Annotated in this window: 14 protein-coding genes and 1 tRNA gene; 8 read left to right on the top strand and 7 right to left on the bottom strand. The window is 68.9% G+C overall.

Annotated features, from left to right (window positions below):
* Positions 1-198: 198 nt before the first annotated feature.
* Positions 199-3,453, top strand: a complete 3,255-nt coding sequence (locus tag ACLBWH_RS04910; RefSeq protein WP_447797187.1) for a PAS domain S-box protein — start codon at positions 199-201, stop codon at positions 3,451-3,453.
* Here the strand turns inward: ACLBWH_RS04910 and ACLBWH_RS04905 are convergent.
* A complete protein-coding gene (locus ACLBWH_RS04905; RefSeq protein WP_447797185.1) occupies positions 3,450-4,310 on the bottom strand; it encodes an aldo/keto reductase family oxidoreductase in 861 nt (286 codons plus the stop codon). The two genes, ACLBWH_RS04910 and ACLBWH_RS04905, sit on opposite strands and share 4 nt — an antisense overlap.
* A gap of 106 nt (positions 4,311-4,416) precedes the next feature.
* Here ACLBWH_RS04905 and ACLBWH_RS04900 point away from each other — a divergent pair, with 106 nt between their 5' ends.
* Positions 4,417-5,310, top strand: a complete 894-nt coding sequence (locus ACLBWH_RS04900; protein ID WP_447797183.1) for a LysR family transcriptional regulator — start codon at positions 4,417-4,419, stop codon at positions 5,308-5,310.
* Positions 5,311-5,370: 60 nt separating this feature from the next.
* On the opposite strand, the gene ACLBWH_RS04895 is transcribed toward ACLBWH_RS04900, so the two are convergent.
* A tRNA-Gly gene (locus tag ACLBWH_RS04895) sits at positions 5,371-5,445 on the bottom strand.
* A 153-nt stretch (positions 5,446-5,598) separates the two neighbouring features.
* Here ACLBWH_RS04895 and ACLBWH_RS04890 point away from each other — a divergent pair.
* From ACLBWH_RS04890 to ACLBWH_RS04880, 3 genes are all read left to right on the top strand, one after another.
* Positions 5,599-6,372 (top strand): hypothetical protein, encoded by a 774-nt coding sequence (locus ACLBWH_RS04890; RefSeq protein WP_447797181.1) that lies wholly within the window; start codon positions 5,599-5,601, stop codon positions 6,370-6,372.
* Positions 6,281-7,834, top strand: coding sequence for a Y-family DNA polymerase (locus ACLBWH_RS04885; RefSeq protein WP_447797180.1), 1,554 nt, complete (start codon positions 6,281-6,283; stop codon positions 7,832-7,834). Before ACLBWH_RS04890 ends, ACLBWH_RS04885 begins: the two co-directional genes overlap by 92 nt.
* A 121-nt stretch (positions 7,835-7,955) precedes the next feature.
* Positions 7,956-11,285, top strand: coding sequence for an error-prone DNA polymerase (locus ACLBWH_RS04880; protein ID WP_447797178.1), 3,330 nt, complete (start codon positions 7,956-7,958; stop codon positions 11,283-11,285).
* Positions 11,286-11,322: 37 nt separating this feature from the next.
* Here the strand turns inward: ACLBWH_RS04880 and ACLBWH_RS04875 are convergent, their stop codons facing one another.
* Both ACLBWH_RS04875 and hisC read right to left on the bottom strand, forming a co-directional pair.
* On the bottom strand, positions 11,323-12,228 hold the full coding sequence (locus ACLBWH_RS04875) for a prephenate/arogenate dehydrogenase family protein (RefSeq protein ID WP_447797176.1): 906 nt from the start codon (positions 12,226-12,228) through the stop codon (positions 11,323-11,325).
* Positions 12,228-13,322, bottom strand: coding sequence for a histidinol-phosphate transaminase (hisC, locus tag ACLBWH_RS04870; protein WP_447797175.1), 1,095 nt, complete (start codon positions 13,320-13,322; stop codon positions 12,228-12,230). The genes ACLBWH_RS04875 and hisC overlap by 1 nt, the downstream gene beginning before the upstream one ends.
* 60 nt (positions 13,323-13,382) lie before the next feature.
* Between hisC and metX the strand changes: the two genes are divergently transcribed.
* From metX to ACLBWH_RS04855, 3 genes are all read left to right on the top strand, one after another.
* Positions 13,383-14,498 (top strand): homoserine O-acetyltransferase MetX, encoded by a 1,116-nt coding sequence (gene metX / locus ACLBWH_RS04865; RefSeq protein ID WP_447797173.1) that lies wholly within the window; start codon positions 13,383-13,385, stop codon positions 14,496-14,498.
* Entirely contained in the window at positions 14,495-15,082 is a 588-nt protein-coding gene (gene metW / locus ACLBWH_RS04860; protein ID WP_322848283.1) for a methionine biosynthesis protein MetW, read from the top strand. The genes metX and metW overlap by 4 nt, the downstream gene beginning before the upstream one ends.
* Positions 15,083-15,169: 87 nt before the next feature.
* The gene (locus ACLBWH_RS04855; RefSeq protein ID WP_447797170.1) at positions 15,170-15,571 is read left to right on the top strand and encodes a response regulator; all 402 of its coding nucleotides are present in this window, start codon (positions 15,170-15,172) and stop codon (positions 15,569-15,571) included.
* Here ACLBWH_RS04855 and ACLBWH_RS04850 read toward each other — a convergent pair whose 3' ends face one another.
* From ACLBWH_RS04850 to feoB, 3 genes are all read right to left on the bottom strand, one after another.
* Entirely contained in the window at positions 15,572-17,044 is a 1,473-nt protein-coding gene (locus ACLBWH_RS04850) for a sensor histidine kinase (protein WP_447797488.1), read from the bottom strand.
* Positions 17,045-17,160: 116 nt separating this feature from the next.
* A complete protein-coding gene (gene ssb / locus ACLBWH_RS04845; RefSeq protein WP_447797168.1) occupies positions 17,161-17,745 on the bottom strand; it encodes a single-stranded DNA-binding protein in 585 nt (194 codons plus the stop codon).
* A gap of 18 nt (positions 17,746-17,763) precedes the next feature.
* A complete protein-coding gene (gene feoB, locus ACLBWH_RS04840; protein WP_447797167.1) occupies positions 17,764-19,626 on the bottom strand; it encodes a ferrous iron transporter B in 1,863 nt (620 codons plus the stop codon).
* Between the last annotated feature and the right edge of the window lie 2 nt (positions 19,627-19,628).

Here is a 19,628-nt window from a genome sequence, read left to right as displayed (position 1 = left end):
CCGCCCGAACGACGTTGACCAGCGGAAATGCGCCCGGCGGCGCGGGTTAAGTCTCTGCAACCTTGGCGCTTTACTTCGGGTGGTAGCGGCAGGCCGGCCGCCGCATCGCGGCCATTGCCGCTTTTGGACCGTTTCGGTACATGATGTTAAGCGGTCGCTGGCCGTTCACGCCCGCATATGGCTGGATCAACGAGCGAAATGGACCCCATCACCGAGCGGGAGACGCAGAGGCTCGCAGCGCTGGACCGCTATGCGGTGATGGATACGCCGCGCGAAGCATCGTTCGACGAACTCGCCGCGCTGACCGCCCGGTTGTGCGACGCGCCGATCGCGGTGATCAACCTGGTCGCCGCGGACCGCCAGTTCTTCAAGGCCGAGGTCGGCCTTGGCGTGCGCGCGACGCCGCTGGAAAGCTCGTTCTGCGTCAAGGCGTTGCTGGAGGACGATCTGCTCGTCGTGCCGGATCTCACCCGCGACCCCCGCTTCGACTGCAACCCGCTGGTGATCGGCGAACCGCATATCCGCGCTTATGCCGGCGCCTTGCTCAAGACCGAGGACGGGCTGGCGATCGGCACCTTGTGCGTGCTCGACCATCGCGTCCGCCCGTTCACCGATCTCCAGCAGGAAACGCTGCGCGTGCTCTCCCGGCAGGTGATGGCACAGCTCGATCTGCGTCGCGCGGTGGAGGAATGCGATCGCCGCTACGGCCAGTTGCGCGCCAGCGAGGAGCGGCTGCGGCTGATCCTCGACAGCGCGCGCGATTATGCGATCGTCACCACCGACACCGATCGCCGCATCACCAGTTGGTCCGCCGGCGCGGAGGCGACGTTCGAATGGACCGAGCAGCAGGCGATCGGCCGGCCGATCGACGATCTGTTCCTGCCCGAGGACCGCCGCGCCGGCATCCCCGCACGCGAATGCGCCACCGCCGCCGCGGAGGGCTGCGCGCCCGACGTGCGCTGGCACCTGCGCGCCGACGGCACGCGCGTGTTCATGACTGGATCGACGCATCCGATCATCGAGCGCGACGGCGGCCACAGCGGTTTCCTCAAGATCGCACGCAACGAGACGCGCGAGCGCAGCCAGGCGGAGGAACTGGCACGCACCCGCATCGAGCTGGTCGACAGCGAAGGGCGCTTCCGCAACATGGCCGATCATGCCCCGGTGATGATGTGGGTGACCGATCGCGACGGCCATTGCATCTATCTCAACCGCCGCTGGTACGATTTCACCGGCCAGACCGCCGCCGAGGCGCAGGGGGCCGGCTGGCTCGACGCCACCCATCCCGACGACCGGGCGAAGGCGGCGCGCCTCTTCCGCGAGGCGCATGCGGCGCGCGTGCCGTTCCGCCTCGACTATCGGCTGCGTCATGCCGACGGCAGCTATCATTGGGCGATCGACGCCGCCTCGCCGCGGTTCGGGCCGGAGGGCGAGTTCCTCGGCTATATCGGCTCGGTGATCGACATCCACGACCGGCGCGAGGCGGAACGGCGGCTCGCCGACAGCGAGGCGCGCTACCGCACGCTGTTCGAATCGATCGAATCGGGCTTCTGCGTGGTCGAGGTCGCACCCGCCACCGCCGATACGCCGACCGACTATCGCGTCGTCGAGGCCAATCCCGCTTTCTACCGCCAGACCGGCTTCACCACGGCGATCCACGGCCGCTGGCTGCGCGAATCGATGCCCGATCTCGAAGAGCATTGGTACGAGGTCTATGGCCGTGTCGCGGCGAGCGGCGAACCGGTGCGGTTCGAACAGGGATCGGCGGCGCTCGGTCGCTGGTTCGATATCGCAGCGTTCCGCGTCGGCGCCCCCGCCGATCGCCGCGTAGCCGTGCTGTTCAACGACATCTCCGCACGCCGCGCCGCCGAAGAGACGTTGCAACGGCTCAACGATCGGCTGGGCGACGAGGTCACCGAGCGTACCGCCGAGCGCGACCGGATGTGGGAGACCTCGCCCGATCTGATGCTGGTGATGGATGCCGGCGGGGTGATCCATCGCGCCAATCCGGCATGGACGCGGATGCTAGGCTATGACGCCGACGAGCTGATCGGCCACCACGTCAGCGATTTCATCGTCGCCGAGGATCATGACGAGACGATCGACGCCTACGAACGCGCCGCCGCGGGCGGCAGGTCCAACGTCGAGAATCGCTATCGCCACAAGGACGGTTCGATCCGCTGGATCGCCTGGGTGGCGGCGCCGGCGGGAAACATGACCTATGCCTCCGGCCGCAACGTCACCGCCGAGAAGGCGCAGGCAGCCGCGCTGGCGCAGGCCGAGGAGCAATTGCGCCAGGCGCAGAAGATGGAGGCGGTCGGGCAACTCACCGGCGGCATCGCGCATGATTTCAACAATCTGCTGACCGGGGTGATCGGCTCGCTCGATCTGTTGCAACGGCGCCTCGCGCGCGGCGAGACGGACAAGGTCGAACGCTACGCCACCGCCGCGATCACCTCCGCCAACCGTGCCGCCGCGCTGACGCATCGGCTGCTCGCTTTCTCCCGCCGCCAGCCGCTCGATCCCAAGGCGGTGGATGCCAACCGGCTGGTCGCCGGCATGGAGGAATTGCTCCGCCGCACGATCGGCGAGAGCATCGCGTTCGAGATGGTGGGCGCGATCGGGTTGTGGCGGACGCGCTGCGATCCGCACCAGCTCGAAAGCGCGATCCTCAACCTCGCGATCAACGCGCGCGACGCGATGCCCGACGGCGGCACGCTGACCATCGAGACGTGCAACGCGCGGCTCGACGCCGCCTATGTCGCGCAGCAGCGCGACGTGCGCGCGGGCGACTATGTCTGCGTCTGCGTCACCGACACCGGCACCGGCATGTCGCCCGAGACGATCGCGCGCGCGTTCGAACCCTTCTTCACCACCAAGCCGATCGGCCAGGGCACCGGCCTGGGGCTGTCGATGATCTACGGTTTCGCCCGCCAGTCGGAGGGCCATGTCCGTATCTATTCCGAGCTCGGCCGCGGCACCGCGATCAAAATGTACCTGCCGCGCCACCACGGTGCGGCGGATGCCGCCGACGCGGTCGCGCCTGGGCCGGACGAGGCGCATCGGGCCGCGGGCGAGGTGGTGCTGGTCGTCGAGGACGAGACGGCGGTGCGCGACCTCGTCGTCGAGGTGCTCCGCGACCTCGGCTATCGCGCGGTGGAGGCGGCGGACGGGCCTGCCGGGCTGAATTTGCTCCAGTCCGGCATGCGCGTCGACCTGCTCGTCACCGACATCGGCCTGCCCGGGCTCAACGGCCGCCAGGTCGCCGACGCCGCGCGCCAGCAGCGGCCCGAGCTGAAGGTGCTGTTCATGACCGGCTATGCCGAGAATGCGACGATCGCCAACGGCTTCCTCGAACCCGGCATGCAGATGATCACCAAGCCCTTCGCGATCGACGCGCTCACCGCCCGCATCCGCGGTATGATCGAGGGCACGTCGATCGCCGGCGGTTAGGCGGGCCGGCCGATCGCATCGAGCGTGGCGATCGCCGCATCGGGCAGGACGAGCGACGCCGCCGCGAGATTCTCGTGCAGATGCGCGAGCGACGACGTGCCGGGGATCAGCAGGATGTTGGGCGAACGCTGCAACAGCCAGGCCAGCGCGACCTGCATCGGCGTCGCCGACAGGTCCGCCGCCACCGCCGACAGGGCCGCCGACTGCAGCGGGCTGAACCCGCCGAGCGGGAAGAACGGCACGTAGGCGATGCCCGCCGCCGCCAGCATGTCGATCACCGCATCATCGTCGCGATGCGCCAGATTATACTGGTTCTGGACGCAGACGATCTCGGCGATGCCGCGGGCCTCCTCGATCTGCGCCGGCGTGACGTTGCTGATCCCGATCTGCCGTACCAGCCCCTGCCGCTGGAGATCGGCGACGACCGAAAGCGGCGCGGCGAGCGATCCTTCCGCCGGGCCATGCGCATCGAACATCAGCCGCAGGTTGACGACGTCGAGCGTTTCGCGCCCGAGGTTGCGCAGATTGTCCTCGACCGCCGCGACCAGTTCGTCGCGGGCGAAGGCCGGCAGCCACGATCCGTCGTCGCCGCGCCGCGCCCCGATCTTGGTGACGATCACCAGATCCTGCGGATAGGGCGACAGGGCCTCCCGGATCAGCTGGTTGGTGACGTGCGGGCCGTAGAAATCGCTCGTATCGATATGGTCGACGCCGGCCGCCACCGCGGCGCGCAGCACCGCAAGCGCCTGGTCGCGATCACGCGGCGGTCCGAAGACGCCGGGGCCGGCGAGCTGCATCGCGCCATAGCCGAGTCGCTTCACGCTGCGTTGGCCGAGGGAATAATGTTGATCGGTCATGTCCGTCTCCTTGCTCGTAGCGATCAGTGCTGGGCGATCATTTAGGCGTTGCGGATCAGGGCGATAAGCCGGCATGATCGGCACGGGCTGTGCGGAAAACCGAACGATGATTGCCGATCTCGCCGACCTCAACGCGTTTCTCGCCGTCGCCCGGGCACGCGGGTTTCGCGACGCGGCGCGCACGAGCGGATCGAGCGCGTCGACGTTGAGCGAGGCGGTGCGGCGGCTGGAGGCGCGGCTCGGCGTCCGGTTGCTCCACCGCACGACGCGCAGCGTCACGCCGACCGAGGCGGGATCGCGGCTGATCGAACGGCTGACGCCGGCGCTAGGCGAGGTCGCGGCGGCGCTCGAAACGGTCCATCTGTTCCGCGACCGTCCCGCCGGTACGCTGCGGCTCAACGTGCCGGTCAGCGCGGCGCGGCTGGTACTGCCGGCGATCCTGCCCGGCTTCCTCGCCGCCTATCCCGACATTCAGGTCGAGATCGTCGCCGAGGACGGCTTCGTCGACATGGTCGCCTCGGGCTGCGACGCCGGCATCCGCTACGACGAGCGGCTCGAACAGGATATGATCGCGGTGCCGATCGGCCCAAGAATCCAGCGGTTCGCGACCGCCGCCGCCCCCGCTTATCTCGACCGCCACGGCCGGCCGACGCATCCGCGCGACCTGCTCGGCCACGCCTGTCTGCGCGGCCGCTTCAGCAGCGGCGCGACGACCAGCCCATGGGAGTTCGAGCACGCCGCCGAGATCGTCCGGATCGAGCCGCAGGGACCGCTGATCGCCAGCGTCGGCGGCGCCGCCGACCTCGTCGTCGACATGGCGGTGGCGGGCAGCGGCATCGTCCATCTGTTCGAGGACTGGCTGCGCCCGCATCTCGACCGCGGCACGCTGATGCCCGTGCTGGAGGACTGGTGGCAGCCGTTCTCCGGCCCCTTCCTTTATTATTCCGGCCGCCGCCTCGTTCCGCCGCCGCTGCGCGCCTTCGTCGACTTCATCCGATAGCGCGCGGACACGCGAAAAGCGGCCCGTAGGACCGCTCTGTCGTGTCACGATAACTGAAACTGGAGCGGGCGAAGGGATTCGAACCCTCGACCCCAACCTTGGCAAGGTTGTGCTCTACCCCTGAGCTACGCCCGCTCTGGCGCCGTATTCCGGTTGCTCCTGCGAGCCACCGTTTGGGTGAGGCGCGCCACTAGCAGCGCTTGTCGGGGGCTGCAACAGCAATCGTACAAAATCAGCAACACGATTTCGGCTTGGCGACTCAGCCATTAGAACATTACAAGAACATGCATGAGCGACTCGTCCGCCCTGATCGCCCGTCTGCGGCGCCTTGCCGCCGGTGACGGCGCTACGCAAGCCGTCGCCGCGCCCGTCGACGCCTGGCTGGCGCAGGGGCTGACGCGCGCGCAACTGCATGAAATCTATGCGGTCGAGGAGGGTGACGGGCCGAGCGGTGCGGGCTTCGGCATCGCCGTCGCGCTGGCGGCACGGGCCGTGCCGCTGCTGTGGCTGCGGACCGAGGCGTGCGAGCGGACGCAGGGACGGCTGCATGCCGGCGGACTGATCGAACTCGGCCTGTCCGCCGACTCGCTGGTGCTGGGCATCGTCGCGGACGAGGCGGCGCTGCTGCGCGCCGCGGCGGATGCGGCGCGCTGTCCGGGGCTGGGAACGGTGCTGGTCGAGAGCGTCGGCCGCGCGCCGGGGTTCGACCTCACCGCGACGCGGCGGCTGATGCTCGCCGCCGAATCGTCGGGCGTCACCGTGCTGTCGCTGCGGGTCGGCGCCGAACCGACCGCCAGTGCGGCGGCGACGCGCTGGGGCGTGGCGGCGGTGCCGTCGATCGCGCTCGACCAGGGCGCGGGCGCGGGTGCGCCGGGCTTCGCCGCCTTCGATATCGAATGTCTGCGCCGGCGCGGCGGCCCCGCGGGGCAGCGCTGGCGCGTGGAGTGGGATCGTGATGCCAAGAGTTTCCGTGGAGCGTCGCTATCTGGCGCTGGTCTTTCCGTGGCTCCCGGTCGAGCGGCTGCGCGCCACCCGGCCGCACCTGTTCGCCGGACGGGGTGAGACGCCGGTCGCCTTCGTCGAGACCGTCGGCAACGCCATGCGGCTGACCGCGACCGATCTCGCCGCGGCACGCGCCGGGCTGGAGCCCGGGCTGACCCTCGCCGATGCGCGCGCGCGGGTGCCTGAGCTCGAGGTGTTCCCCGCCGATCCGCATGCCGACATGGACTGGCTCGAACGGCTGGCGGACGGCTGCACGCGCTACAGCCCGACGGTGGCGCTGATGCCGCCCGATGCTTTGGTGATCGACATCGCGGGTTGCGCGCATGCCTTCGACGGCGAGCGCGCGCTGGCGGCGGATGTCGAGGCACGGATGGCGCGGCGCGGCATCCTCGCGCGCCACGCCTTCGGCGACACGCCCGAGATCGCGCGGGCGCTCGCCCGTTATGCCGGCGCGCCGGCGCCCGACGAGACGCGCGCGGTCAAGCGGCTGCCGGTGGCGGCGCTGGAGCTGGACGCGGATGCGACGGTGGCGCTGACGCGGGCGGGGCTGAAGACGGTCGGCGACGTCATGGCGCGGCCGCTCGCGGGGATCGCCGCGCGCTTCGGCGAGGAGGCGGCGACCGCGGTGCGGCGGCTGGCGGGCGATCACAAGGCGCCGGTCAAGCCGCGGGTGCGCGTCGCGCCGGTCGCGGTCGAACGCCGCTTCGCCGAGCCGATCGCACGCACCGATTATACGCTGGAGGTGCTCGAGGAGCTCGCCGCGGATGCCGCCGGGACGCTGGCGGAGCGGCATCAGGGCGGGCGGCGCTGGGAGGCGCGGCTGTTCCGCGCCGACGGCCATATCCAGTCGCTGCGCGTCGAAACCGGGCAGCCGACGCGCGACGTGCCCTTGCTGATGCGGTTGTTCGCCGAGCGGATCGACAGTCTCGCCGATCCGCTCGATCCGGGTTTCGGTTACGATCTGGTGCGCCTCGACGTCGCGCTCGCCGAGCGGCTCGACGCGGCGCAATTGCGGCTGGAGGGCGGCGCGGCAGCGCGCGAGACCGGCGCGGGGGAAGGGCAGGTCGCGCAACTGGTCGATCAACTCTCCACCCGGCTCGGTCGCGGCCGGGTGCGGCGGTTCGGATCGCGCGACAGCCATATTCCCGAACAGGCCGAACTGATGCTGCCCGCCACCGCTGACGCACCGGCGAGCGCCTGGTCGGCGACCGAGGCGGGCGAGCCGCCGCTGCGCCCGATCTATCTGTTCGACCCGCCGCAACCGATCGAGAGCGTCATGGCCGAGGTGCCCGACGGCCCGCCGCACCGCTTTCGCTGGCGGCGGCGGGTGCATGAGGTGGCGCGTTCGGAAGGGCCGGAGCGGATCGCCGGCGAATGGTGGCGTCGCCACGACACCGCGATCCCGACGCGCGATTATTACCGCGTCGAGGATCGCCGCGGCCGCCGCTTCTGGATATTCCGCCACGGGATGCACGACGAACAGGCGCATCCGCGCTGGTATCTGCACGGCCTGTTCGCGTGACTATTGGGGCCATGCCTCCTGCCGTTCGGACGGAGCCCGTCGAAGCCGCTGCCGGTGATGGCAGGCCGGCCGTAGACAGGATCGGGGCGATCGGGCGTCGGGCGGGACGGGATACTCTCTCATGACCGCGTTCGCCGAACTCGTCGCGGCGACCAATTTCTCGTTCCTCGAAGGCGCAAGCCACGGCGAGGACATGATCGCGCAGGCGGTGGCGCTGGGTCATGCCGGCATCGGCATCGCCGACCGCAACACCGTCGCCGGCGTGGTGCGGGCGCACAAGGCGCTGCGGCTGATCCGCGCCCGCGCGATCGAGGGCGGCTTTGCCGATATCGACTTCAAGCTGGTGGTCGGCGCGCGGCTGGTGTTCGCCGACGGGACGCCCGACATCGTCGCCTATCCGACGACGCGACACGGCTGGGGCCGGCTGACGCGGCTGCTGACCACCGGCAATCTGCGGGCGCGGAAGGGGGATTGCATCCTCGGCTTCGGCGATCTGCTGCGGCATCTCGACGATCTGCTGGTGATCGTGCTTCCCGCATCGAGCGCGCGTCCGCACGAGGCACGCGATGGGGCGATCCTGCCGCCGCCGCGGGCCGATGCGGGGCTCGACGCGACGGTGCGGGGCCTCGCCAGCGCCGCGCCGGATCGCGTCTGGCTCGGCGTGACGATGCCGCGCACGGGGCGCGACCGCCGCCGGTCGCTGCACCATGCCCGGCTGGCGCAGGCGATCGGCGTGCCGTTGCTCGCCACCGGCGACGCGCTCTATGCCGAACCGGCCGATCGGCCGCTGCACGACGTGCTCACCTGCATCCGGCTCGGCACGACGATCCGGTCGGCCGGGCGCCGGCTCGCCGCCAATGGCGAGCGCCATCTGAAAACGGGCGCCGAGATGGCGCGGTTGTTTGCCGATCTGCCGCAGGCGGTCGCGGAGAGCGGGCGCATCCTCGACCGCATCGCCTTTACACTGACCGATCTTGCGTATGAATATCCGCACGAGCCGGTGCCGGCAGGCTGGGCGCCGCAAGCGTGGTTGGAGCACATCACCTATGCCGCGGCTCGCCAGCGCTTTCCCGACGGCATACCGGCGCGTCTGCAAAAGCTGCTCGACGAGGAACTGCCGCTGATCGCCGAGCGCCAATATGCCTTCTACTTCCTCACGGTGCACGACATCGTCCGCTTCGCACGCGAGGAATGCGATCCGCCGATCCTGTGCCAGGGGCGCGGATCGGCGGCGAATTCGGCGGTCTGCTGGCTGCTCGGCGTCACCTCGGTCGATCCGATGCGCTACGACCTGCTCTTCTCGCGCTTCGTCTCCGCTGAGCGCGACGAGCCGCCCGATATCGACATCGACTTCGAGCACGAGCGGCGCGAGGAGGTGATGCAATATATCTACCGCCGCTATGGCCGGCATCGCGCGGCGATCGCGGCGACCGTCATCCACTACCGCCCGCGCAGCGCGGTGCGCGAGGCGGGCAAGGTGCTGGGGCTGAGCGAGGACGTGACGCAGCGGCTGACCAGCACCGTCTGGGGCAGCTTCGCCGATCGCTTCGAGTCCAAACACCTCGGCGAGACCGGATTTGCCGTCGACAATCCCGAGATCGCGCGGCTGCGCGACACGGTCGACCGGCTGATCAAATTCCCCCGCCACCTGTCGCAGCACGTCGGCGGCTACGTGCTGACGCAGGGGCGATTGGACGAGACGGTGCCGATCCATCACGCCGCGATGGCGGATCGCACCTTCATCGAATGGGACAAGGACGATATCGACGAACTCAAGATCATGAAGGTCGATATCCTCGCGCTGGGCATGCTGACCTGCATCCGCAAGGCGTTCGACCTGATGCGGGAGAACGGGCTGGAAAGCCACGATCTCGACAGCATCCCGCCCGACGATCCGCCGGTCTACGACATGCTGTGCAAGGGCGACAGCATCGGCGTGTTCCAGGTCGAAAGCCGTGCGCAGATCAACATGTTGCCGCGCCTGCGCCCGCGCAAGCTGTACGATCTGGTGGTGCAGGTGGCGATCGTGCGGCCGGGGCCGATCGAGGGCGATATGGTCCACCCCTATCTGCGGCGCCGGGCGGGCAAGGAGCAGCCGGAATTTCCCTCGCCGCATCCGCCGCACGATCCCGACGAACTGCGCACGCTGTTGCGGGAAACCTATGGCGTGCCGCTGTTCCAGGAACAGGCGATGAAACTCGCGATCGTCGCGGCGGAATTCACGCCGGGCGAGGCCAACCAGTTGCGGCGGGCGATGGCGACGTTCCGCAACGTCGGCGGCATGGAGGATTTCCAGGCCAAATTGGTCGAGGGCATGGTCCGCCGCGGCTACGAACGCGACTTCGCGATGCGCTGCTACAAGCAGATCGAGGGGTTCGGCAGCTACGGCTTTCCCGAAAGCCATGCGCTGTCGTTCGCGCGGCTGGTCTATGTGTCGTCGTGGATCAAATGCTTCCACCCGGCGGTGTTCGGCTGTGCGATCCTCAATTCGCAACCGATGGGGTTCTACGCGCCCGCGCAACTGGTGCAGGATGCGCGCGCGCATGACGTCGTCGTGCGGCCGATCGACGTCAACGCCAGCGGCTGGGACAATGCGCTCGAACGGCTCGACGATGGCGGGCTCGCGATCCGGCTCGGCTTCCGCCAGATCGACGGGTTTCGCGAGACGTGGGCGACGGAGCTGGTCGCGGCGCGCGCGGCGGGGGCGTTCGCCGATGTCGAGGCGGTGGCGGCGCGCGCCGGACTGCCCAAGCGCGGGCTCGACCTGCTCGCCGACGCCGATGCCTTCGGTTCGATCGCGCTCGGCCGGCGCGACGCCTTGTGGGAGGTGCGGCGTACCCCGCCCAAGCAGCTCGCGCTGTTCGCCGCGGCCGACGCGCCCGAATTGGGTCGCGAGGTCGATGCGCAGCTCCCCGCGATGCCCGCCAGCGAGGAAGTCGCGGCGGATTACCAGACGACGCGGCTGTCGCTGAAGGATCATCCGATGCGCTTCCTGCGGCCGCTGTTCGCCGCCGAGGGGATCGTCTCCAGCGCGCAGGCGGGGCGGCTCAGGGACGGGCGGCGCGCGCGGATCGCCGGCGTTGTGCTGGTCCGCCAGCGGCCGGGCAAGGGCAATGCGATCTTCGTGACGATCGAGGATGAAACCGGCGTCACCAACGCCTTGATGTGGGCGCGCGATTTCGAGGCGAACCGGCGCGCGGTGATGGCGGCGCGGCTGCTGGTGCTGGAAGGCGTGATCCAGCGCAGCGAGGAAGGGGTGATCCATTTGATGACGGTCAAGGCCTATGATCGCAGCGTGGAGCTGCGGCGGCTGTCGTCGGACTATAATGCCGAGACGCCGCTGCTGCCGGTCGACGAAGTGATCCGCCCCAAGCCGATCGCGAGTCGCGACCCCCGCGGCCAGCATCCGCGCGACGTGCGCATCATGCCGCCGTCACGCGATTTCCATTGAGGGGGCGAAGAACGGTCGGGGGGAACGGTCGGCGATCCTAATGGCTCCGCCCGAAATCCGGCTTGGCGTCGTCCTGCCCCTGTTCGATGATCGAGCGGCGGATCGCGCGGGTGCGCGTGAACAGGTCGAAGAGCTGGTCGCCGTCGCCCCAGCGGATCGCGCGTTGCAGCATCGTCACGTCCTCGGTCAGCCGCTGCAGGATCTCCAGCACCGCCTCGCGGTTGTTGAGGAAGACGTCGCGCCACATCACCGGGTCGGAGGCGGCGATGCGGGTGAAGTCTCGGAAACCGCCCGCCGAGAATTTGATCACCTCGCTCTGCGTCACCTCTTCGAGGTCGCTGGCGGTGCCGACGATCGAATAAGCGATGAGATGCGGCACGTGGCTGGTCACCGCGAGCACGAGGTCGTGGTGGCGCGGCGTCATGATCTCGACCTGCGCGCCGAGCGCCTCCCAAAAGGCGCGCAGCCGGGCGACCGGCGCCTCGGCCGTGCCTTCCTCGGGGGTCAGGATGCACCAGCGGCCGCGGAACAGCGTCGCGAAGCCCGCCTCGGGGCCGCTATGCTCGGTGCCCGCCACCGGGTGGCCGGGGACGATCGTCGCGTCCGGCAGCACCGCGCGCAGCGCGGCGAGCACGCTCGCCTTCGATCCGCCGACGTCGCTCACGATCGCCTCGGCGGGCAGATCGTCGGCGAACTCCGCCGCCACCGCCCCCATCGCGCCGACCGGCACGCAGAGCATGACGAGATCGGCGTCGATCACCGCCGCGCCGGCGCTGTCGGCGATATCGTCGGCGAGGTCGATCCGCTCCGCGATCGCGCGCACCTCGGGATCGGCGTCATAGCCGGTGATCCGCACCGTCGGCATCGCCTGCCGCACCGCGCGCGCGACCGACGAGCCGATCAGCCCGAGCCCGATCACCGTCACCCGCGCGAACGGCAGCATCAGGCGGCACGCTCCGTCTCGGCGCGCAGCACCGCGACGACGTCGCGCATCTCCGCCTCGGTGCCGATCGTGATGCGCAACGCCTGCGGCAGGCCCTGGCCGGGCAGCCAGCGCGTCGCATAGCCCGCCGCCATCAGCGCCTTGTACGCATCCTCCGCGGTCAACAGCCCCTCGAACAGCACCAGCACGAAATTGGCCTTGCTCGGCACCGCGCGCAGGCCGGGCAGCGCATCGACCTGTTCGCTGAACCAGCCGCGCCATTCGCGATTGTGGCTGCGGCTGCGCTCGACGAAATCCGCGTCGCCCAAGGCCGCGATCGCTGCCGCCTGCGCGCCGATGCTGAACGCGAAAGGCGCGCGGATACGGTGCATCGCGTTGATGATCTCGGGCGACGCATAGCCCCAGCCGACCCGCTCGGAGGCGAGGCCGAAGATCTTCGAGAAGGTGCGCGTCACCAGCACGTTGGACGCGCTACGTGCGAGGTCGAGCGCGCCGTCGTCGTCCTCCGGCTCGAGATATTCGGTGTACGCCTGATCGAGCACCAGCAGCACCGAATCGGGCAGGCCGGCGTGCAGACGCGCGATCTCCGCGGCGCTCGAATAGGTGCCGGTCGGATTGTTCGGGTTGGCGACGAAGACGACCTTGGTCCGCTCGGTCACCGCGGCGAGGATCGCGTCGACGTCGGTCGCATAATCGCGATCCGCCACCACCACCGGGGTCGCGCCGACCCGGCGCGTCGCGATCTCGTACACCGCAAACCCGTAACGGACGTGGATGATCTCGTCGCCCACGCCGGCGAAGGTGCCCGCGGCGAGGTGGAGCACCTCGTCCGAGCCGGTGCCGTAGATCAGCCGCTCCGCCTCGACGCCGTAATGCGCGGCGAGCGCCGCGCGCAGGTCGATCGCGGCGGCGTCCGGATAGCGTTCGAGATGGTCGGCGGCGTCGCGATAGGCGGCGCGCGCCGGCTCGGGCGTGCCGAACGGATTCTCGTTCGACGAGAGCTTGACGACCTTGCGGCCGTCCTCGCTGGTGGCGCGGCCGGGGACATAGGGCGCGATGCCCAGGATCCAGGATTTGGGGGCGGGTGCGGTCATGCCACGGCCTTAGCGGGCGCGTGCTTGCGTTGACAAGAAGAGCGCCGTAGCGAGCCGGTAATGACCGGGGACGACCGTTTCGGATGCAACCGCCATGTGACGCTGCCGGGGCCGCTGCGCCTCGACGGCGGCGTGCTGCTGTCGCCGGTCGAGATAGCCTATGAGACCTATGGCAGCCTCGCGCCCGATGGCGGCAATGCGATCCTTGTCTGCCATGCGCTGACCGGCGACCAGCACGTCGCCTCGGCGCATCCGCGCACCGGCAAGCCGGGCTGGTGGACGCGGATGATCGGACCGGGCAAGCCGATCGACCCGGCGCGCGACTTCGTCATCTGCGCCAACGTGCTGGGCAGCTGCATGGGCTCGTCCGGCCCGGCGAGCGTCAACCCGGCGACGGGGCGGCCATGGGCCATGGCCTTCCCCGTCATGACGATCCGCGACATGGTCCGCGCGCAGGCGATGCTGCTCGACCATCTCGGTGTCGGCCGGCTGAAGGCGATCGTCGGCGGCTCGATGGGCGGCATGCAGGCGCTGAGCTGGACCGCGACCTTCCCCGACCGCATCGACGCGGCGGTGATCATCGCCTCGACCGCGCGCCATACCGCGCAGAACATCGCCTTCCACGAGGTCGGGCGACAGGCGATCATGGCCGATCCCAATTGGCAAAGCGGCGACTATTACGGTGGCGAACCGCCCGCGGCGGGCCTCGCGGTGGCGCGGATGGCGGCGCACATCACCTATCTGTCCGAGGCGGGGCTGACCGAGAAGTTCGGCCGCCGCTTGCAGGCGCGGGAGGCGAAGAGCTTCGGCTTCGACGCCGATTTCCAGGTGGAAAGCTATCTGCGCCATCAGGGCCTGAGCTTCGTCGACCGGTTCGACGCCAACAGCTATCTCTACATCACCCGCGCGATGGACTATTTCGACCTCGCCGAGGAACATGGCGGGCTGCTCGCCAACGCCTTCCGCGCCAGCCGCGCGCGCTTCTGCCTCGTCAGCTTCGACACCGACTGGCTGTATCCGACCAGCGAATCGCGCAGCATCGTGCAGGCGCTCAACGCCGCCGGCGCGCCGGTCAGCTTCGTCGAACTGTCGTCGCCCTACGGCCACGACGCCTTCCTGCTCGACGCGCCCGAGATGAACCGCGTGGTCGACGGGTTCCTGCGGGGCGGGCGATGACGCTGCGTCCCGATCTGTCGGTGATCGCCGATCATGTCGCACCGGGCAGCCGGGTGCTCGACATCGGCTGCGGCGACGGCGCGCTGATGGCGGCGCTGCGCGATACGCGCGGCTGCGACGCGCGCGGGCTGGAGATCGATTCGGGCAACGTCGCCGCGGCGGTGGCGCGGGGGTTGTCGGTGATCCAGGGCGATGCCGACGTCGATCTGGCCGGCTATCCCGACCAGAGCTTCGATTATGCGATCCTCAGCCAGACGTTGCAGACCGCGCGCGCGCCCGATTTGGTGCTCGACCATCTGCTGCGCATCGGCCGGCGCGCGTTCGTCAGTTTCCCCAATTTCGCGCAGTGGCGGGTGCGCGTGTCGCTGTTGTGGGGTGGGCGGATGCCGGTGACGCGGCAATTGCCCGAACAATGGTACGACACGCCCAACATCCACCATGTCACGATCGACGATTTCCGCGCCTTCCTGAAGCAGCGCCAGGTCGTGGTGGAGGGCGCCTGGTTCCTGTCGGGCGACAAGCAACGCAGCTCGGCCGCCGCCAATCTGCTCGCCCAACATGCGATATTCCTGTTGCGACGATAACGACGATATGTCTGTTGTTGACTTTTATATGGTAAAAAGCGGAACTATCCGGATCAACAAAGGTTTGGAGCACCCAAGCCGGGACGCATGATGACCAAGACCGCCCTCATTGTCGAAGACGAGATTTTCGTGGCGCTGGACCTCGAGCGGATCCTGCTCGATGCCGGTTACACGGTCGCGGCGATCGCGGCGGACAGCGACAGCGCGATCCAGGCGGCCCCCGGATGCGGCTTCGCCTTCGTCGACGTCAATCTGCGCGACGGGCCGACCGGCCCCGGCATCGCCGAGCGGATGGCGCGCGATTACGGCGTCAAGGTCGTGTTCGTCACCGCCAATCCCGCGCAGATCGATCGCGGCATGGAGTGTGCGCTCGGTTATATCCGCAAGCCGTTCAGCGAGGCGGCGATCCTCGCCGCGGCCGCCTTCGCCACCGATGGCGAGCGGCCGGCCAACGACGATATCGTCATGCTCGGCTCCAATATCGCCTGATCAGCCGCGTCGGAAGGCGGCCAGCGGTACGGTGATCGTCATCACCAGTCCCTCAGGACGCCAGTCGCGCGTCACCGTGCCGCCGAGCTGACGCACCGCCGACAATTCGATCAGCTGGCTGCCGAATCCCTGCGGCCCGTCGGGCGCGATCACCGGCGGCCCGCCGCATTCGGTCCAATACAGCGTCGCATGATCCTCGTTGCGTTCGACGGCGACCGTGATCGTGCCGCCTTCGGTCGACAGCGCGCCATATTTGGTCGCGTTGGTGGCGAGCTCGTGAAACAGCAGGGCGAGCGGCGTCGCCGACCGGTCGTCGATCGCGATCTCGTCGCCGGTCACCGCGATCGGCGGATGATCGCCGCGCCGATAGGGTTCGAACAATTCGCCGAGCAGGCCGTGCAGGCTGTCCTGCTGCACCGCGGGGCGTGACTGCGGGCTATGTGGGCGGACGAAATCATGCGCGCGGCCGAGCGCGGTGATCCGCTGGCGCAAGTCGGCGGCGATCGGTGCGAAGCCCGGATGGCTGCGCGCCGCGAACGAGATCAGCCCCGAGATCACCGAGAAGATGTTCTTGATCCGGTGGGACAATTCCTGGCTGATCACCTCGCGCTCGTGCAGCGCCAGTTTTTGTTCGTGGATGTCGGTACAGGTGCCGAACCAGCGCGTGATCCGGCCGTTGGCATCGCGGATCGGCAGCGCACGGCCGAGCACCCAGCGATAGGTGCCGTCGAAGTGACGCAGGCGATATTCGATCTGATAGGGCTCGCCGGATTCGAGCGAATGACCCCAGACTTCCCAGGCGCGTGCCTGATCCTCGGGGTGGAACACGTCGTTCCAGCCCTCGCCGTCGGTCGATCCGGGCGGCGTGCCGGTGAATTCGTACCAGCGCGCATTGTAATAATCGTGATAGCCGTCGGGCAGCGTCGACCACACCATCTGCGGCATCGTATCGGCGAGCGTGCGGAACCGGTCCTCGCTGTCGGTCAACTGGCGGCGGGTCGCCTGGTCTGTCGCGCGCCACGCCGCCGCGTCGCGGCTGTCGCGCAACCGTGCCATGACGTTGTCGGCGAGCGTCGTCAGACCCTGTATCTGCAGCTTGGTCAGCCCCTTGCGGGGAATGGTGTCGATGACGCAGAGCGATCCCAACGCGATACCGTCGTCGGAGATCAGCGGCGCACCGGCGTAGAAACGCAGATGCAGGTCGCCGGTGACCAGCGCATTGTCGATGAAGCGCGGGTCCTGCGTCGCGTCGGGGATCACCATGATCCGGTCCTCCAGCATGGCATGCTGGCAGAACGACATTTCGCGCGGCGTCTCCGAAATCTCGAGCCCGGTGCGCGACAGGAAGGTCTGCTGCGTTTCCTCGACCAGGCTGACCAGAGCGATCGGCGTGCCGCACAAGGCGGCGGCGAAATCGGTGATCTTCTTCAGCGACGCGCTGTCGCGCAGCGATTCGAGGTCATAGGCCTGCATCGCCGCGGTGCGCGTCGCCTCGTCGACGTGCCAGCCGGGGGCGACGGGCGCGCGCGCCGGTTCGACCGGCGGCACGCCGCAATGCAACGTCAGGTCCGTGGGTGCGGCGGGATCGTTCAGAACGGCACGTCGTCGTCGAGATCGTCGGCGAAGCCTCCACCCTGGCCGAAGCTGCCGCCACCGCGATTGCCGCCACCCGCAGGCGCACTGCCGCCGCGATTGCCGCCACCGCCGCCATAGCCGCCGCCGCCCGACGGGGCGCCGCCACCGAAATCATCGCCGCCGGTCCAATCGTCACCGCCGCTCGCGCCGCCGCGACCACCGCCGCCGCCGCCGCCCTGGCCGCCGCCCGGACCGTCGAGCATCGTCAGCACGCTGTTGAAGCCCTGCAGCACGATCTCGGTCGAATATTTGTCGTTGCCCTGCTGGTCCTGCCATTTGCGGGTCTGCAGCGCGCCCTCGATATAGACTTTCGAGCCCTTGCGCAGGAAGCGCTCGGCAACATTGGCGAGGCCCTCGTTGAAGATCGCGACCGAATGCCATTCGGTCTTTTCCTTGCGCTCGCCGCTGTTCTTGTCCTTCCAGGATTCTGACGTGGCGATGCGCAGGTTGACCACCTTGCCGCCGTTCTGGAAGCTTCGGCTTTCGGGGTCGCGCCCCAGGTTGCCGACGAGAATGACCTTGTTGACGCTACCCGCCATGAAATGCCCCGAAAATGCCTAGAGGCCGGCGAACACCGCCAGCCAGTATGTGATTCCGGCCATGATGTAGGCGGCGGCGAACAAATAGCCAACCATGAACAGCGGCCACTTCCACCCGTTCGTCTCGCGGCGGGTCACCGCGATCGTCGAAATGCACTGCGGCGCGAAGACGAACCACATCAAGAAGGCGAGCGCGGTCGGCAGCGTCCAGCGGCCGCGGATCTGGTCGGTGATACGGTCGGTGCCGCTGCCCTCCTTGTCGTCGATCGCATAGACGGTGCCGATCGCCGACACCGCGACCTCGCGTGCCGCCATCGCCGGCAGCAGCGCCAGCGCGATGTCGCGATTGAAGCCGATCGGCTTGACGACATATTCGATGCCATGGCCGATCCGGCCGCCGACCGAATAATCGACCGGACTGATCCCGCTGCCTTCGGGTGGCTTGGGAAAGCTGAGCAGCAGCCACAGCACAACGGTGGTCGCGGCGATGATCGTGCCGGCGCGCTTGAGGAAGATCACCGCGCGCTGCCACAGGCCGAGCAGCACGTCGCGCAGCAGCGGCACCTGGTATTTCGGCATCTCCATCATGAACCCCGACGACGCGCCCTTGGTCACCGTCCGGCGCAGCACCAGCGCCGCGCCATAGGCGCCGGCGATGCCGATCACGAGCAGGCCGAACATTACCACGCCCTGCAACCGCACGAACGGCAGGATCTGCGTATTGGGGATCATCGCACCGATGATCAGCGTATAGACCGGCCAGCGCGCGCTGCACGTCATCAGCGGCGCGATCAGGATGGTGGTCAACCGGTCCTTCTCGTCCTCGATCACCCGCGTCGCCATGATGCCGGGGACGGCACAGGCGAAGCTCGACAGCAGCGGGATGAAGGCGCGGCCGGACAGGCCGACGGTGGCCATCAACCGGTCCATCAGGAACGCCGCGCGCACCATATAGCCAGACGATTCGAGGATCAGGATGAACAGGAACAGGATCAGGATCTGCGGCAGGAAGACGATCACCGCGCCGACGCCGGCGATCAGCCCGTCGGTGAGCAGCGAGCGGAAGAAACCGTCGGGCAGCGCGGTCTTGATCGCGTCCTGCAACGCGGCGAAGCCCGCGTCGATCGCGTCGGCGGGCACCGCCGCCCAGGTGAACACCGCCTGGAACATCACGAACAGGATGGTGACCAGCAGCACCGGCCCGGCGATCGGGTGCAGCGCGACGCTGTCGAGCATATGCGCCCAGCGCCGGCCGGCGGTTTCCGACACGGTCGCCGCACCGGCGATCTGGCGGGCGCGGCGTTGCAGCTTGACGATATCGTCCTGCGTGCCCGCCGCCGCGTCGCGCGGCCGCGTCTTGCCGCCGCCGCCGACCGCATCGGCGACCGCGGCGCGCAACGCGTCGAGCCCGCGCTTGCGCACCGCGACGGTCGGGATCACCGGCACGCCGAGTTCGCGCTCGAGCACCGCCGCATCGAGCGTCAGCCCGTCGCGCTCGGCGAGATCGACCATGTTGAGCGCCACCACCACCGGCAGGCCGAGCGCGATCAGCTGCAGCGTGAAGCGCAGATGGTTGTCGAGATTGGCGGCATCGACCACGACGATCATCGCGTCGGGCAACCGTTCGAGGCTGCTGGCGCCGGTGACGACGTCGCGGGTGACGCGCTCGTCGGGACTGGACGGTTCGAGGCTATAGGCGCCGGGCAGGTCGATCAGCTCGACCGGGCGGCCGTCGTCGAGCACCAGCCGGCCGGAATGGCGTTCGACGGTGACGCCCGGATAGTTGCCGACCTTCTGCCGCGCGCCGGTCAGCGCGTTGAACAGCGCGCTTTTGCCGGCATTGGGATTACCGACCAGCGCGACCAGCGGGGCTGCATGCACGT

Source organism: Sphingomonas sp. M6A6_1c (assembly GCF_053345135.1).
The sequence above is the reverse complement of the archived record's forward strand: the minus strand, read 5'-3'. Positions and strand labels throughout refer to the sequence as shown.

Excerpts from the sequence above, each read along its gene's own strand:
- ACLBWH_RS04910 (WP_447797187.1), top strand. The coding sequence starts at position 199 with ATGGACCCCATCACCGAGCGGGAGACGCAGAGGCTCGCAGCGCTGGAC.
- ACLBWH_RS04905 (WP_447797185.1), bottom strand. The coding sequence starts at position 4,310 with ATGACCGATCAACATTATTCCCTCGGCCAACGCAGCGTGAAGCGACTC.
- ACLBWH_RS04900 (WP_447797183.1), top strand. The coding sequence starts at position 4,417 with ATGATTGCCGATCTCGCCGACCTCAACGCGTTTCTCGCCGTCGCCCGG.
- ACLBWH_RS04890 (WP_447797181.1), top strand. The coding sequence starts at position 5,599 with ATGAGCGACTCGTCCGCCCTGATCGCCCGTCTGCGGCGCCTTGCCGCC.
- ACLBWH_RS04880 (WP_447797178.1), top strand. The coding sequence starts at position 7,956 with ATGACCGCGTTCGCCGAACTCGTCGCGGCGACCAATTTCTCGTTCCTC.
- ACLBWH_RS04875 (WP_447797176.1), bottom strand. The coding sequence starts at position 12,228 with ATGCTGCCGTTCGCGCGGGTGACGGTGATCGGGCTCGGGCTGATCGGC.
- hisC (WP_447797175.1), bottom strand. The coding sequence starts at position 13,322 with ATGACCGCACCCGCCCCCAAATCCTGGATCCTGGGCATCGCGCCCTAT.
- metX (WP_447797173.1), top strand. The coding sequence starts at position 13,383 with ATGACCGGGGACGACCGTTTCGGATGCAACCGCCATGTGACGCTGCCG.
- metW (WP_322848283.1), top strand. The coding sequence starts at position 14,495 with ATGACGCTGCGTCCCGATCTGTCGGTGATCGCCGATCATGTCGCACCG.
- ACLBWH_RS04855 (WP_447797170.1), top strand. The coding sequence starts at position 15,170 with ATGATGACCAAGACCGCCCTCATTGTCGAAGACGAGATTTTCGTGGCG.
- ACLBWH_RS04850 (WP_447797488.1), bottom strand. The coding sequence starts at position 17,044 with ATGCAGGCCTATGACCTCGAATCGCTGCGCGACAGCGCGTCGCTGAAG.
- ssb (WP_447797168.1), bottom strand. The coding sequence starts at position 17,745 with ATGGCGGGTAGCGTCAACAAGGTCATTCTCGTCGGCAACCTGGGGCGC.